Here is a 15,545-nt window from a genome sequence, read left to right on the forward strand (position 1 = left end):
TGTTTTTATTGAATTTTTATTCGATGGCATCCACCTTGCTATGAGGCGCCCAGACAGCACGGGCGACGCTCCGTGCCGGGGTCCCCAATCAGCGCCCGGCAAAGTACCGGGTTATCGCATCGAGGAGTTATCAATGAGCCAATTGCGCTTTACCGCTGATCACGAATGGCTGCGCCTGGACGCAGACGGCCTGGTCACCGTCGGCATCACCGACTTCGCCCAGGACGCCCTCGGCGACGTGGTCTTCGTTCAACTCCCCGAACTGCAACGCTACGCCAAGGGCGAGGAAGTCGCCGTGCTGGAGTCGGTCAAGGCCGCCAGCAACATCGTCATGCCGCTGGACGGCGAGGTGGTGGAAGTGAACGGCGAGCTGCCCGACACCCCCGAGCAGGTCAACGAGGACCCGCAAGGCAAGGCCTGGTTCTTCCGCATGCGCCTGGACGATGCCGGTGCACTGGATGGCCTGCTCGACCAGGCCGGCTACGATGCTTTGGTGAAGAACGCCTGAGGAACACCCGCCATGCCCATCCAGACCCGTTCCCTCGACACCGCCAACGAGTTCATCGCCCGCCACATCGGCCCGCGTGAGGCCGACATCCAGGCCATGCTGGACCTGCTCGGTCACAGCGACCTGGAAGCCCTGACCGCCAGCGTCATCCCCGAGTCCATCAAGAACAGCAGCGTGCTCGACCTGGCCCTGCCCGGCCAGAGCGAAGCCGAGGCCCTCGCGACCATCAAGGCCATTGCCGCCAAGAACCAGTTGCTGCGCAACCACATCGGCCAGGGCTACTACCCCTGCCACACGCCGAGCCCGATCCTGCGCAACCTGCTGGAAAACCCGGCCTGGTACACCGCCTACACCCCCTACCAGCCGGAGATCTCCCAGGGCCGCCTGGAATCCCTGCTGAATTTCCAGACGCTGATCAGCGACCTCACCGGCCTGCCCATCGCCAACGCCTCTCTGCTGGACGAAGGCACCGCCGCCGCCGAGGCCATGACCTTCTGCAAGCGCCTGTCGAAGAACAAGGCCAGCAACGCCTTCTTCGCCTCCCGTCATTGCCACCCGCAGACCCTGGACGTGCTGCGCACCCGCGCCGAGCCCCTGGGCATCGAGGTGGTGGTGGGCGATGAGCGCGAGATCAGCGACGTTTCCGCCTACTTCGGCGCGCTGCTGCAGTACCCCGCCACCGATGGCGACATCCATGACTACCGCGATCTGGTGGAGCGCCTGCACGGCGCCAACGCCCTGGTGGCGGTCGCGGCCGACCTGCTGGCCCTGACCCTGCTGACCCCGCCCGGCGAGTTCGGTGCCGACGTGGCCCTGGGCAGCGCCCAGCGCTTCGGCGTGCCGCTGGGCTTCGGCGGCCCGCACGCGGCCTATTTCGCCACCCGCGATGCCTTCAAGCGCGACATGCCCGGCCGCCTGGTGGGCGTGTCCATCGACCGCCACGGCAAGCCGGCCCTGCGCCTGGCCATGCAGACCCGCGAGCAGCACATCCGCCGCGAGAAGGCCACCAGCAACATCTGCACCGCCCAGGTGCTGCTGGCCAACATCGCCAGCATGTACGCCGTCTACCACGGCCCCCAGGGCCTGACCCGCATCGCCAAGCGCGTGCACCAGCTCACCGCCATCCTCGCCGAGGGTCTGGCCCAGTTGGGCCACAGCGTCGAGCAGCAGCACTTCTTCGACACCCTGACCCTGGCCACCGGCGCCCGTACCGCCGAGCTGCACGCCAAGGCCCGCGCACGGGGCATCAACCTGCGCGAGATCGATGACCAGCGCCTGGGCCTGTCCCTGGACGAGACCACCACCCAGGCCCATGTGGAAGAACTCTGGGCGCTGTTCAGCGACAGCCAGACCATGCCGGCGTTCGACGCCCTGGCCGGCACCGCCGCCAGCCGCCTGCCCGCCGCCCTGCTGCGCCAGTCGCCGATCCTCAGCCACCCGGTGTTCAACCGCTACCACTCGGAAACCGAGCTGATGCGCTACATGCGCAAGCTGGCCGACAAGGACCTGGCCCTGGACCGCAGCATGATCCCGCTGGGCTCCTGCACCATGAAGCTGAACGCCGCCAGCGAGATGATCCCGATCACCTGGGCCGAGTTCGGCAACCTGCACCCCTTCGCCCCGGCCGAGCAGTCCCAGGGCTACCAGCAGCTGACCCAGGAGCTGGAAGTCATGCTCTGCGCCGCCACCGGCTATGACGCCGTGTCGCTGCAGCCCAACGCCGGCTCCCAGGGCGAGTACGCCGGCCTGCTGGCCATCCGCGCCTACCACCTGAGCCGTGGCGACGACCAGCGCGACATCTGCCTGATCCCGCAATCGGCCCACGGCACCAACCCGGCCACCGCCAACATGGCCGGCATGCGCGTGGTGGTCACCGCCTGCGACGCCCGTGGCAACGTCGACATCGCCGACCTCAAGGCCAAGGCCGAAGAGCACCGCGAGCGCCTCGCCGCGATCATGATCACCTACCCCTCCACCCACGGCGTGTTCGAGGAAGGCATCCGCGAAATCTGCGAGATCATCCACGCCAACGGCGGCCAGGTATACATCGACGGCGCCAACATGAACGCCATGGTCGGCCTCTGCGCCCCGGGTCAGTTCGGCGGCGACGTGTCCCACCTGAACCTGCACAAGACCTTCTGCATCCCCCACGGCGGTGGCGGCCCGGGCGTCGGCCCGATCGGCGTCAAGGCCCACCTGGCGCCCTTCCTGCCCGGCCATGGCCACCTGGCGCGCAAGGCAGGTGCCGTCAGCGCCGCGCCCTTCGGCAGCGCCAGCATCCTGCCCATCACCTGGATGTACATCCGCATGATGGGCGGCGCCGGCCTGCGTCGCGCCTCGCAGCTGGCGATCCTCAACGCCAACTACATCGCCCGTCGCCTGGAAGAGCACTACCCGGTGCTCTACACCGGCACCAACGGCCTGGTGGCCCACGAGTGCATCCTCGACCTGCGCCCGCTCAAGGACAGCAGCGGCATCAGCGTCGACGACGTGGCCAAGCGCCTGATCGACTTCGGTTTCCACGCCCCCACCATGTCCTTCCCGGTGGCCGGCACGCTGATGATCGAGCCCACCGAGAGCGAGTCCAAGGAAGAGCTGGACCGCTTCTGCGACGCCATGATCCGCATCCGCAACGAGATCCGCGCGGTGGAGACCGGTGCGCTCGACGCCGAGGACAACCCGCTGAAGAACGCCCCGCACACCGCGGCGGAGCTGGTCGGCGAGTGGACCCACCCCTACAGCCGCGAACAGGCCGTGTACCCGACCGCCAGCCTGGTGGAAGGCAAGTACTGGCCGCCGGTGGGCCGGGTCGACAACGTCTACGGCGACCGCAACCTGGTCTGCGCCTGCCCGTCCATCGAGGCCTACCAGGACGCCTGACCGGCCCGTGAACGTGGGAGCGGATTCATTCGTGAATGAATCCGCTCCCACGCACCGCCTTGCGCTTCAACGGTCGGGCCGCACGGCCCGGCCACCCCGAATGTCTACGCTGACCCAATAACAACGAGCACGAATCAGGCTCAGGAGCGACACCATGTCCCTCAGCGTCTTCGACCTGTTCAAGATCGGCATAGGCCCCTCCAGCTCCCACACCGTCGGCCCGATGCGGGCGGCCGCCCGCTTCGTCGAGGGCCTGCGGCGGGAGCACCTGCTGGCCAGCACCACCGGCCTCAAGGTGGAGCTGTACGGCTCCCTGGGCGCCACCGGCAAGGGCCACGGCAGCGACAAGGCCGTGCTGCTCGGCCTGGAGGGCGAGCAGCCGGACAGCGTCGACACCGAAGCCGTGGAGGCCCGCCTGAAGGCCATCCGCGACAGCGGCGAGCTGCGCCTGGGTGGCGAGAAGCCCATCCGCTTCGTGGAGAAGGAGCACCTGGCGCTGATCCGCAAACCCCTCGATTTCCATCCCAACGGCATGATCTTCCGCGCCTTCGACGCGGCCGGCCTGCAATTGCGTGCCCGCGAGTACTACTCGGTGGGCGGCGGTTTCGTGGTGGACGAGGAAGCCGCCGGACGCGACCGCATCGTCGAGGACCAGACGCCCCTCGCCTACCCCTTCAGGACCGGCAAGGAGCTGCTCGCCCACTGCGCCACCAGCGGCCTCTCCATCAGCGCGCTGATGCGCGAGAACGAGAAGGCCTGGCGCAGCCCCGAGGAGACCAGCGCCGGGCTGCAGCGCATCTGGCAGGTGATGCAGGACTGCGTGAAGGCTGGCTGTCGCAAGGAGGGCATCATGCCCGGCGGGCTCAAGGTCAAGCGCCGCGCCGCCGCGCTGTTCCGCCAGCTCAGCGAGCGCCCGGAGGCCGCCCTGCGCGACAGCCTGACGGTGCTCGACTGGGTCAACCTCTACGCCCTGGCGGTGAACGAGGAGAATGCCACCGGCGGGCGCGTGGTCACCGCACCCACCAATGGCGCGGCGGGCATCGTCCCGGCGGTGCTGCACTACTACACGCGCTTCGTCCCGGGCGCCAATGACGAGGGCGTGGAGCGCTTCCTGCTCACCGCCGCCGCTATCGGCATCCTCTACAAGGAGAACGCCTCCATCTCCGGCGCCGAAGTGGGCTGCCAGGGCGAGGTGGGCGTGGCCTGCTCCATGGCCGCCGGCGCGCTCTGCGAAGTCATGGGCGGCAGCGTGCAACAGGTGGAGAACGCCGCCGAGATCGGCATGGAACACAACCTGGGGCTGACCTGCGACCCGGTCGGCGGGCTGGTCCAGGTGCCCTGCATCGAACGCAACGCCATGGGCTCGGTGAAGGCCATCAACGCCGCGCGCATGGCCCTGCGCGGCGACGGCCAGCACTTCATCTCCCTCGACAAGGTGATCCTCACCATGCGCCAGACCGGGGCCGACATGAAGAGCAAGTACAAGGAAACCGCTCGCGGCGGCCTCGCCGTGAACATCATCGAATGCTGAGTGCCGGTCCGTCGGGCGCCCAGCGCCCACGGGCCCTCAATCGGTGCGCGCGGCGCACCTACAGGAAGACGGAATGACCACTGAAACCCTCGCCAAGACCCCGCTGCACGCACTGCACCTCGAACTCGGCGCGAAGATGGTGCCCTTCGCCGGCTACGACATGCCGGTGCAGTACCCCCTGGGCGTGCTCAAGGAACACCTGCACACCCGCGACCAGGCCGGGCTGTTCGACGTCTCCCACATGGGCCAGATCCGCCTGCGCGGCAACCACGCCGGCCAGGCCCTGGAAACCCTGGTGCCGGTGGACATCATCGACCTGCCGATGGGCCTGCAGCGCTACGCGGTGTTCACCGATGCCAACGGCGGCATCCTCGACGACCTGATGGTGGCGCGCCTGGGCCCGGACGAACTGATGCTGGTGGTCAACGCCGCCTGCAAGGACCAGGACCTGGACCACCTACGCCAGCACATCGGTGACCAGTGCGAGATCGAACCGCTGTTCGAGGCCCGCGCCCTGCTGGCCCTCCAGGGGCCGGCTGCCGCCGAGGTGCTGGGTCGCCTGGCACCGGAAGTGAAGAAGATGACCTTCATGCAGTTCGGCAGCGTGCGCCTGGAAGGCGTGGAGTGCTACGTCAGCCGCTCCGGTTACACCGGCGAGGACGGCTACGAGATCTCCGTGCCCGCCGCTCAGGCCGAGGCCCTCGCCCGCACCCTGCTGGCCCAGCCGGAAGTCCAGCCCATCGGCCTCGGCGCCCGCGATTCGCTGCGCCTGGAAGCCGGCCTGTGCCTGTACGGCCATGACATGAGCAGCGCCACCACCCCCATCGAAGCCAGCCTCGGCTGGGCCCTCTCCAAGGTGCGCCGTGCCGATGGCGCCCGTGCCGGCGGCTTCCCGGGCGCCGAGCGCATCTACGCCCAGCAGCGCGACGGCGTGGCGGAGAAGCGCGTCGGGCTGCTGCCCCAGGAGCGCGTGCCGGTGCGTGAAGGCGCGGAAATCGTCGATGCCGACGGCGCGGTGATCGGCCGCGTCACCAGCGGCGGCTTCGGCCCCAGCCTGGGCGGCCCCGTGGCCATGGGCTACCTGCCCGCCGACAAGGCCGCGCTGGACAGCGACGTCTGGGCCCTGGTGCGCGGCAAGCGCGTGCCCATGAAGGTCGCCCGCACCCCCTTCGTGCCGCAGCGCTACTACCGCGGCTGACGCTTTACCCTCGATGCCCAACCGGCGGCCCCTCGCCGGCCCGGGGCCTTCAGGCGGCGGGTCTACCGCCGCCTTTTCTTGACCCTCTCCTCCCCCGCCCCCCCTGAATGCGGTACCTGTGCCCCGCGACAATCGCCTGGCCTCTGGCATATCGTGTGTGCCGGTCATCGTCACGCCGCTCAAGGAGAGCCCCATGGGCAAGGAAAGAACCAAGAAGGACCGGATACGCACAACGCCCCTGCTGGGCGGTACCCTCCACAACGCCTCCGCCGACCATGCGTACGAGCGTATCCGCCACTGCTTCCTGTTCTGCTTCTACGTGGAAATCACCTGCGACTACCTCAATTCGCTTTACGGGACGACCCACGATCCCGCCACCGTCATCGCCGACAGCGCCACCCATCAGATCGATGAGGGCTACAAGAACCTCAAAGCGGACGAGTTCGATAAGTCCTCAAACGCCCCTCAGGACCTGTCCATTACCGGCTACAGCAAGATGGATGCTGCGCACTTCAATAACCTGGGCCTGAACAGTGCCTTCGTCGGGACGCTGACCAAGTACGCCAAGACGGACCCGATGGTGGCGCGCCTGAAGGAGTACTGCGAGACGACCTGCGGGAACACGCGGCTGATGCCAAAGGCCATCAACATCGGCCCGGACAAGGCCGTGGACAGCGCCCAGACAGACTTCAAGAAGCTCCTGTTCGCCAGCAAGGTCATCGGCAGCCCCTGCGTTTCCATCAAGAGCATCAGCAGCTACATCCGCCTGGTCACCATCAGGCTGTCGATCTACAAGGCCCGCTACAAGCAGAAGAATCAACACGCGCTGGTGGCCGCCATTCGGGGCTACAAACACGGTTTCGCAAGGGCGGAAGTCACCACGACCAGCACGGGCGCAAGCCAGCACGGCTCACTGCTGAGAACCCTGCGTGACGAAATCGAGTGGGTCGTGCGAGAGGTCAACGATCACCTCAGTCAATTCACGTCACTGCCGAGCACGATCGCCAGGACTGAGCGAATGCCCGGGAGCCCCCTGAAGGACCCTCAGGGCCTGTTCGACACCCGCTACTACCTGGACGACTCGCTCTGACAGTCAGGGCCACCCTCAGCGCGTCAACGGCAACGCCAGCCCCGCCATCCCGAACAGCCCGCCGCACACCTGGTTGAAGCGTCGGCCGCTGCGCGCCAGCCAGGGGCGGACGCGGTGGCCCAGGCGCGCGAGAACGGCACTCAAGGCTGATAACGCTGCTGGAAGTCGGCGAGCATCTTCTGGTAGCGCCCCGTGCTGCGCAGTGCCTGCAGCCCCTTCTCGAACACTGCTGCCAGCCGTGCCCCATCCGGATTGACCTTGGAGAAGGCCAGCCAGAAGCCGTCCTCCTGCATCAGCCCCACCTGCTTCACCTTGCCCCGCAATTCACCGCTCTGCTGGATGCGCATCAACCCGGGCATGGTGTTCATAAGGATGTAATCGACGCGCCCGGCAACCAGCATCTGCAGCAATTGCGCGTCGGAGTTGGCGGTAAAGCGCTCGATGGCCGGGTTCTCCATGAAGGCCGTCGGGTAGGTGTAGCCGTTGGTGATGCCGACGCTGTGGCCATCGAGGTCGGCAGTCTTCAAGTCCTGCCGGGGCTCGTCGGCACGGCCGAAGATGGCCAGCCCCTCCTTGAACAGGGGCGTCGGGTGCCAGAGATACTGGTCACGGTTGGCCTCGGTGATGGTGACGTTGAAGCAGGCCACTGCGTGCTTGCCCTCCTCCGCCATCAGCAGGCAACGGGAGAACGGCACGGTGAGGAACCGCACCTCCACGCCCTGGGTGGCGAACGCCTCGCGCACCAGCTCCGGGGCGAAACCTTCCGGACCGCTGCCATCGGCACGCAGGGAGGAATAAGGCGCCCAGTCATCTTCGGCAGCGACCACTACCGTTTCGGCCGCCACCGACCCAGCACAGGCAGCCAGCACGACTGCCAGAAGCCACGCGTTCATCACGACCTCCTTTACGGACTAGGGCCAGCAGGCCCGCCATTGGCCCCCACCAATTGGCTCGGCAGCTCACGGGGCATCCAGATCTGGAAGTGCACGCCGGCGCCGGGAGCAGACTCGAACTTCAACCGGCCGTTGAGCTTGCGGGTGATCAGGTTGAAGACGATGTTCAGACCCAGACCGGTTCCGCCTTCGCCGCGCTTGGTGGTGAAGAAGGGTTCGAAGATGCGCTCGTGCAGCTCCGCCGGCACGCCGCTGCCGTTGTCGCGGTAGTCCAGCAACACCTCGTCGCCCTCCGCATGCAGGGCCAGGACGATGCGTGCGGCCTGGGTCTCGGAGAAGGCGTGGCGCACGCTGTTCATGATGAGGTTGGCCGCCACCTGGGTGAGCACGCCAGGCAGGCTCTGCATGGTCAGCTCGGCGTCGCAGTCCAGCACGGGCTCCACCGGCACCTTGCGGGTCTCGGGGTGCAGGCTGGTGATCAGGGCTTCCAGCACCTGGCGCACCTGGAACTGGCAGCGGGCCTCGGAGACCTGGTCCACGGCGGTCTGCTTGAAGCTGGCGATCAGCCGTGCGGCACGGCCGATGTTGTGGTTGAGCATGCTGCTGCTGTCATGGGCGCGCTGCAGCAGGCTGCGGAAGGCGTCACTGGTCAGGGTCTGGGCCTGAAACTGAGCCTGGAGTTCACCCAGTGCTTCGCCCAGTACCGAGGATGCGGTCACGGCGATACCCAGCGGGGTGTTCACCTCATGGGCCACGCCCGCCACCAGGCCGCCCAGCGCGGCCAGCTTCTCGGACTGAATCAGTTGCCCCTGGGCTTCGCGCAACTGGCACACGCTCTCGGTCAACTCGCGGGTGCGCTCGGCAACGGTGGACTCCAACTGGTCGGAATAGGCCTTGAGCTTTTCCTCCCCCTCGCGTACCTGCCGCAGGTTGTCGCCCAGGGCCTGCAGGTGCTGGTTGGTGGAGCGCACCAGCACACCGATCTCGTTCTGGGCATGACCGGCGGGCTCCGCAAGGCGGGCATTCTCGGGGGCGGCGATGTCCACCCTGGCGATGGAGAAGATCAACTGACGCAACGGGCGGGTCACCCTGAGGTAGAAGATCAGCAGCAGGATCAGCGAGATGGCCAGGGCGTAGACCAGGCCGCTGACCAGAGTCACCACGGCACGGTGAAGGAATTCGCCGCCATAGGGATAGGTGTCCACCTCCACCAGCAGGTCGCCCAGCCAGCCGGCCTCGCCAACACCGAGCTTCTCGGTGGACAGGCGCAACTGGTAGTGGCGCGTCATGCCGAACAGCATGTCGTTGAGGGCACGTCCACCGGGCAGCATCACGCTGCGGGAGCGGTCGGCGAACAGCTTGCCGTCCGGCAGCATGATCCGCGCGCCCACCACGCCGCGCTGCTCGAGCATGCCCTTGAGCAGGTCGTCGGCGGTGCTCTCGTCGAGGCTGAACACCACGGTGGTAGCCGGGTCGCGCACCAGGCCGAACAGGGCCTGCATGTCCGTATCCGGCAGGTAGCGGCTGCGCTCGTAGTCCATCGCGATCTGCACCAGGCTGATCACCAGACCCAGCACCAACGCACAAACCAGAGTCAGCCGCAGCAGGCTGGCGGAGAGACTACGCCTCACCGCAACCTGCGCTTGCTCGGGGACAGAGGGCGGCAAGGCAGTCATGAAGGATGCTCGTCAGACTCGTCGGGATACCGCTCGCGGATAGCGAAGAATTCGTCCTGATGCTCCAGCAGGAGGTCTACCAGTTTTGGTTCGAAATGACGGCCACGCTCGGAGCGGATCAGTTCAAGAACCTGCTCCCTGGACCAAGGCTCTTTATATGAACGCCGAGAGCAAAGCGCATCGAAGACATCTGCCAAGGCGATGATCCGCCCTGCCAGCGGAATCGACTCACCGGCCAACCCGCCTGGATAGCCATTCCCGTCCCAGCGCTCATGGTGATTACCGGCTATCTGGGCCCCGACCTGCATCAGCACCCGGCGAGAGCGTTGGAGGATGGCCACCCCGTAATCGACGTGCTTCTTCATCACCGCCCATTCGTCGGCGTCGAGCTTGCCGGGCTTGTGCAGGATGGCATCGGGGATCGCCACCTTGCCGATATCGTGAAGCGGCGAAGCATGCTGGATCAGGTAGATCTCCTTGTCCGGTAATCCGTAGAGCCGAGCCAGCATCTCGCCGAACAACGAAACACGCTGTACGTGGGCACCCGTTTCCTTGCTACGGGCCTCAACGGCGTTAGCGAGCGTGTAGACAAGTTCCTTGGATGTTTCCTGCAGGTCTTCCAGCAGGTTGATGTTCTCGAAGGTGATGGCCACGTTGCGCATGTAGATTTCCAGCAACTGCCGGTCCAGCTCACTCAAGGGTTCCAGGTGAGTGACATAGAGGACACTGGAACCACCACGCTCATTGCAGTGATAAAGCACGTAGGCGTCGTCATAGTGAAACGACGCTTTAGCCTCAAGTACCTGGCGCAAGCGCTCAGCGACTTCATCAGGCAGGCTCCCCAGCGAATCATCAGACTGATAGCTATGGAATTCGCCGGTCGCGGCGAGAGTGCGAGTTTCATGGTGTCCTTCGCCTGGGCAAATCACGCAGTACAGCGCTGAACGGCCGAGATGCAACAGCGAAGTCAGTTGCTCCAGCACAGTGGAAGAGAACACCTTCAGGGTGTCGGCATTCTGCACCTTGGCGCAGGCATCCAGGACGTGACTGAGCCCCTCGCGCTGGGCCTCGATAACCCCCAGGTCGCGGTAAGCGCGCAGCATCGAGTAGAGCAGCGTGCGCAGCTTCTGGGTGGTGAGTTCGGTCTTCTCCTTGTAGTCATCCACCTCGTACTCGCGGATGACCCGGTCCTCCGGAGCCTGGCCGGCCTGCCCGGTGCGCAGCACCAGTCGAGTCATGCGGTTGCTGCAGGTTTCCCGCAGGTAACGCACCAGGTCCAGCCCGGCGTGCTCGGTTTCCATGACCACGTCGATCAGCGCCAGGGCGATGTCGTCCCGCGTCTTGAAAATCTCACGGGCCTGGGTGGCGGAATACGCGGAAAGCAGTTCCAGGGGCCGCCCCTGGAACTCGAAACCGCTCAGGGCAAGCCGGGTGACGGCATGCACTTCGGCATCATCGTCCACCACCAGCACGCACCACGGCGGAACCAAGTGGGGCGCTGGTTTCGGCGAACTGGATTGGGAGGGGGAGTCAGCGAAAAAGTCCATTGCACTCATCCTGGACAGGGCCCAATGCCAGCAGCATAGACGGCCCGGATGGAGTGACTGGATTTTTTGCGTGTAAGCCGCTGCGCGGCAGTTGTGGGAAGGCCCGGGAGCCCACAGGCTCCCGGGCTGCGGGTCAGGCGTTGTCGCCGGCCTGCTCGTGCAGGCTCCAACCGCCCTGCCCGTCCACATCCATGCGGTGAGTGTGGAACTGCGCCAGAGTGGCGCGGTGGCCGACGCTGACCAGCAGCGTCTTGCCCAACTGCTCGCGCAGCAGCGAGTAGAGGGCGTGCTCCAGACCTTCGTCCATGGCCGAGGTGGACTCGTCGAGGAACACCACCCGGGGCTGGTTGAACAGGACCCGGGCGAAGGCCAGGCGCTGCTGCTCGCCAATGGAGAGGATGCGCGTCCAGTCCTGGCTCAGTTCCAGGCGCTCGGTCAGGTGCGCGAGGTTGACCTGGCGCAGCGCCTGTTTCAGGCGCTCGTCATCCTCGGCCGCGGCGGTGTTGGGGTAGGCAATGGCGGTGCGCAGGTCACCCAGGGGCAGGTACGGGCGCTGGGAGAGGAACAGCGCCTGGTGCCCGCCGGGGCGGTACACGGTGCCTTCTGCATAGGGCCAGAGCCCCGCCAGCGCCCGCAGCAGGGTGGTCTTGCCGCTGCCCGAAGGCCCCTTGATCAGCAGTGCCTGACCCGGCACCAGCTCCAGCCCCAGGTCAGCCAGCAGGCGGTGGCCGTCGGGGCGCAGCACGTCCAGACTTTCGATGCGCAGGCCATCAGCAGCCTCATGGGTGTCCACCTTGGGCAGCTCACGGGCCTGCTGGTTGGCGTCTAGGAAGCCGGTGAGACGGTCCAGGGTCGCGCGGTACTGGGCGAAGGTGTCGTAGGAGGTGCGGAAGAACGACAGTGAGTCCTGCACCTGGCCGAAGGCCTGGGAGGTCTGCATCACATCACCCAGCTTGATCGCCCCGCTGAAGAAGCGCGGCGCCTGGAGAATGAACGGGAAGATCACCGCCACCTGGCTGACCGCCAGGTTGAAACCATCGAACTTCAGCGTCCTGTAGACCAGCGCCCAGACGTTGCCGATCAGCGCACCGAAGCGCCCCAGCAGCGTGCCGCGCTCGATGGCGGTGCCTTGGTAGAAGGCCACGTTCTCGGCGTATTCGCGCAGGCGAACCAGTGCGTAACGGAAGTTCGCCGTGAGCTTTTCGTTGAGGAAGTTCAGGCGGATCAACGGCTGACCGAGGCGGAAGGCGATCCAAGTGGCGATGATCACGTAGATGTACACCGCGAAGACCATGGCCCGGGGGATCTCCACCCCGCCCACCGTCAGCGGCGCCGACAGCCCCCAGAGGATGCCGGTGAAGGCCACCAGCGACACCAGGGCACTCACCGCGCCCAGGGCCAGGGACACCGAGCCGGTGACGAAGGCGTTGACGTCCAGCTCGATGCGCTGGTCGGGGTTGTCCACCGGCTCGTCGAGGAACTGCCCCCGGTAGTACGCATCGCCGCTCATCCAGTCACCGGTCAGGCGCTCGGTGAGCCAGACCCGCCAACGGATGTTGAATGCCTGGGTGAGGTAGTAGTTGAACAGCGCGCGCAGTACATGGATGGTCGCCAGCACCGCAAAGAGGCCGAGGAAGTACCAGAACGCTTTCTGATCCAGCCCCTGCAGCGCGCTGTAGAAGCCGTTGTACCAGAACGAGAACAGCACGTTCATGCGCACCGAGAACAGCGCCATCACCAACAGCAGAGTGAAGACCAGCAGCGGCTTCCAACTGCGCTTGGGGCTGAGGTAGGGGCCGGCGACCTGCCAGAACTGGCTGCCCCAACGGGTGAATCGAACCGCCAGCGCAGCGGCGGCGGCAAAAGCAACGATGGTGACCAGGGACGCGACAGCGAGCCAGCTCAGGCTCTCCTGCAGGGCCTTGCTCCAATCCATTTCCATGCTGGGTATCCATGCTTCGGGATAAGGGAACGACGTGGTCGGGCCAGAGCCCGCCCCAGCCCACCGAAGCGAGGCGGCGGTGCTGTGTCGGCGCGCAGTATAAACAGCACCGGCCGCGTCGGAACAACCATCAGGGGCGGTGTCAGCCGGCGTTCAACTGGCCACCGCCCTGCCCGCCGTCAGCCCTCGGCAGCCTGGCCGATGCAGGTGTAGCCGAAGGGGTTGTGGCGGATATCGCCCAGTTCGTAGCCGAAGTCCGGCCGCGCCAGGTACGGGCTCGATGGCTCGGCGGCGGGCTCGACCCCGAACGCGGCCAGAAAGGCCTGCTCGAAGCGCGCCACCGCCGCCTCCTGGGCCTCCAGGTCGACCTCTTCGTCCTCGGCGAAGCGGATCACGAAGTCCGGCAGGCCCAGGTGCTGAATGCCGCAGGTGTAGAGCAGGTTCTCGTGGCCGATGGGCTTGCGCACGAACAGGCGATACAGCGTCAGCAGCATGCGCCGCTGATCACGGGCGTCCACCGACGCCTCCAGCGCGTCGATCAGCTCCTTCCAGCGCGCCAGGCCATGGGCCAGCCCTGCCGTCTCGACCTTGGCCGCCGTGACCAGCCCCTGCTCGATCAGGCGCCCCAGGGCCCGCGCCGCCGCCATCGCCGCAACGATGCGGGTACGCTCGTGATGAATGCGCGGCATCACGAAATAGGCGGTGGCGGTATGCGCCTCGATGGCCGCCTCGTCCTCCTCGGTCATGGACGGCTCCGTGCGGTCGGCACAGATGCGGTAGGAGCGCGGCATGCGGTCGTCGTGTTCCAGCTCGCTGAAGGCCTCGTCCAGGCGGAAGGTCTCCAGCCCCATGGAGGCCGTCATCGACTCGAAGGTCTCGCGCAGCGCGTCGAAGCACTCGAAGGTGCCCAGCACATTGAGGATGATGTCCGGCGGCAGATCGGCCTTCAGCTCGGCCAGGCGCTGGTCCGCCGCACGGATATGGTCCTCCAGCATCCCCAGGTAACGCACCGCGCTGGCCTGGACGGCCGGCGCCTGTTCGGCGAGCGGGAAGGTGTCCAGGCAGTCCGCCCCCTCGCCGTCCACCTCCACGGGCTGGAAGAGCAGTTCGTGACGCTGCGCCTCGGCATCCACCAGTTTGAAGATGAAATGCCGGTGATCCTCGAAACCGTTGTCCGGCCCGGGTCCCGACTCGTTGGCCACCGCGATGCGGAAACGGTCCGGGAGGAACTCGACGTACAGCTCGACGCCATCGCCCTCCCCGTCCTCCAGCTCCAGCCAGTCATAGCTGTCGCCACCGGCCTCGTAGTGCAGGTAGTGCTCCTGCACGTAGTCGGTCTCCAGCAGCGCCTGGATACGGGCGTAATCGATTGCACTCAAGGGGTTCATGGCGGCCTCTGGCGGTCCCGGGATGGGGCCGGATCGGCACGGCCCAAGACCCGGCATCCTAGGGCAAAGCCGCCACCGCGCCTGAGAAGCAGGTCGCGGCGGCTGAATGCGGTTGAGGGTTGGTGCTGGGGAGAACCGCTCTTCGGATGTTTTTCACCGGGGAGAGCGGCAGCTTTCAGGCGGGATAGGGCAATCCTAGTCCCAACACATCAGCCAACGCATGCCCCAGGCAGAAAGGCCACAACTGGCGCCAACGCAAGTAGGCTAGCGCCATCAACAGGCCCATCAGCCCGATGGCGAATGCGGACAAGACACCCAGGTAGGTGTGGAACGCTATACGCACGCACACGCTCAGCAGCAGCGCCAACGCCAGATGACGCCTAGGAACGGACAAGCAGAGCCCAAGAAAGAAGAACTCTTCATAGAAGCCATTGAAAGCGGAGTACAGCAGCAGCGTCCCATCTATCTGCCCCCAAGATTGGCGAAGTTCATCCCAACTGGAGAATGTGGGCACCTGCCCCTGCACAAGGCATAGCAGGCTGAGTGACAGGTCAAAGCTGGCGGACATCAGCACGAAGACACCTAACGCCTCCAGCGGAGTCATCCAAGACATCCCGCGCAGGAGTGGCGTCCAATCGAAACGTCGAAAGGCCAAGTAGGCCAGCCCGGTAATCAACCACAGCAACTGGTACAGAAGCATGGATATGTTTTCTTCCGGGCCGAATGCCAGCTCTTGCGCAAATGGCTCCGAGACGACAACGTCCATACTGTTCGACCAGTAGATCGGCCATCCGAAGAAGATCGCAGCAAGCACAACTAGATCAATCAATCCCAGGTACGTTCGAGTCCCCAACCATCTGTGCATGGATGCCCCTCCGTCGAAAGGGCTAGA

At 66.0% G+C, this 15,545-nt stretch carries 11 protein-coding genes and 1 pseudogene; 5 read left to right on the forward strand and 7 right to left on the reverse strand.

Translation table 11 applies throughout. The features are described 5' to 3' along the window. Positions 1-133 precede the first annotated feature (133 nt). The 5 genes from gcvH to A7D27_RS19410 all read left to right on the forward strand — a co-directional run bounded on the left by gcvH (position 134) and on the right by A7D27_RS19410 (position 7,207). A complete protein-coding gene (gcvH, locus tag A7D27_RS19390; protein ID WP_044399613.1) occupies positions 134-508 on the forward strand; it encodes a glycine cleavage system protein GcvH in 375 nt (124 codons plus the stop codon). Positions 509-520: 12 nt separating this feature from the next. Next, positions 521-3,388 (forward strand): aminomethyl-transferring glycine dehydrogenase, encoded by a 2,868-nt coding sequence (gcvP, locus tag A7D27_RS19395; protein ID WP_069565802.1) that lies wholly within the window; start codon positions 521-523, stop codon positions 3,386-3,388. Between the two features lie 154 nt (positions 3,389-3,542). Continuing rightward, complete coding sequence (locus tag A7D27_RS19400) at positions 3,543-4,919, forward strand: L-serine ammonia-lyase (protein WP_069565803.1); 1,377 nt, start codon at positions 3,543-3,545, stop codon at positions 4,917-4,919. A gap of 73 nt (positions 4,920-4,992) precedes the next feature. Beyond that, positions 4,993-6,117 (forward strand): glycine cleavage system aminomethyltransferase GcvT, encoded by a 1,125-nt coding sequence (gcvT, locus tag A7D27_RS19405; protein WP_069565804.1) that lies wholly within the window; start codon positions 4,993-4,995, stop codon positions 6,115-6,117. Between the two features lie 193 nt (positions 6,118-6,310). Next, on the forward strand, positions 6,311-7,207 hold the full coding sequence (locus A7D27_RS19410; protein ID WP_069565805.1) for a hypothetical protein: 897 nt from the start codon (positions 6,311-6,313) through the stop codon (positions 7,205-7,207). 15 nt (positions 7,208-7,222) lie between these two features. Here the strand turns inward: A7D27_RS19410 and A7D27_RS27365 are convergent. The 7 genes and pseudogenes from A7D27_RS27365 to A7D27_RS19440 all read right to left on the reverse strand — a co-directional run. Further along, positions 7,223-7,342: pseudogene (locus tag A7D27_RS27365) on the reverse strand (LysE family translocator); the annotation flags it as partial. A 5-nt stretch (positions 7,343-7,347) separates the two neighbouring features. Continuing rightward, entirely contained in the window at positions 7,348-8,100 is a 753-nt protein-coding gene (locus A7D27_RS19415; protein ID WP_069565806.1) for an ABC transporter substrate-binding protein, read from the reverse strand. An 11-nt stretch (positions 8,101-8,111) separates the two neighbouring features. After that, a complete protein-coding gene (locus tag A7D27_RS19420; protein WP_083265704.1) occupies positions 8,112-9,776 on the reverse strand; it encodes an ATP-binding protein in 1,665 nt (554 codons plus the stop codon). Further along, the gene (locus A7D27_RS19425; protein ID WP_069560434.1) at positions 9,773-11,323 is read right to left on the reverse strand and encodes a DUF3369 domain-containing protein; all 1,551 of its coding nucleotides are present in this window, start codon (positions 11,321-11,323) and stop codon (positions 9,773-9,775) included. The genes A7D27_RS19420 and A7D27_RS19425 overlap by 4 nt, the downstream gene beginning before the upstream one ends. Positions 11,324-11,456: 133 nt before the next feature. Then, entirely contained in the window at positions 11,457-13,265 is a 1,809-nt protein-coding gene (locus A7D27_RS19430) for an ABC transporter ATP-binding protein/permease (protein ID WP_069565808.1), read from the reverse strand. Positions 13,266-13,444: 179 nt separating this feature from the next. After that, complete coding sequence (locus A7D27_RS19435) at positions 13,445-14,653, reverse strand: hypothetical protein (RefSeq protein WP_069565809.1); 1,209 nt, start codon at positions 14,651-14,653, stop codon at positions 13,445-13,447. A gap of 175 nt (positions 14,654-14,828) precedes the next feature. Next, a complete protein-coding gene (locus tag A7D27_RS19440) occupies positions 14,829-15,518 on the reverse strand; it encodes a CPBP family intramembrane glutamic endopeptidase (RefSeq protein WP_069565810.1) in 690 nt (229 codons plus the stop codon). Positions 15,519-15,545: the final 27 nt, after the last annotated feature.

This window comes from Pseudomonas sp. 1D4 (assembly GCF_001728925.1).
In the GTDB taxonomy this organism is placed as follows: domain Bacteria; phylum Pseudomonadota; class Gammaproteobacteria; order Pseudomonadales; family Pseudomonadaceae; genus Metapseudomonas; species Metapseudomonas otitidis.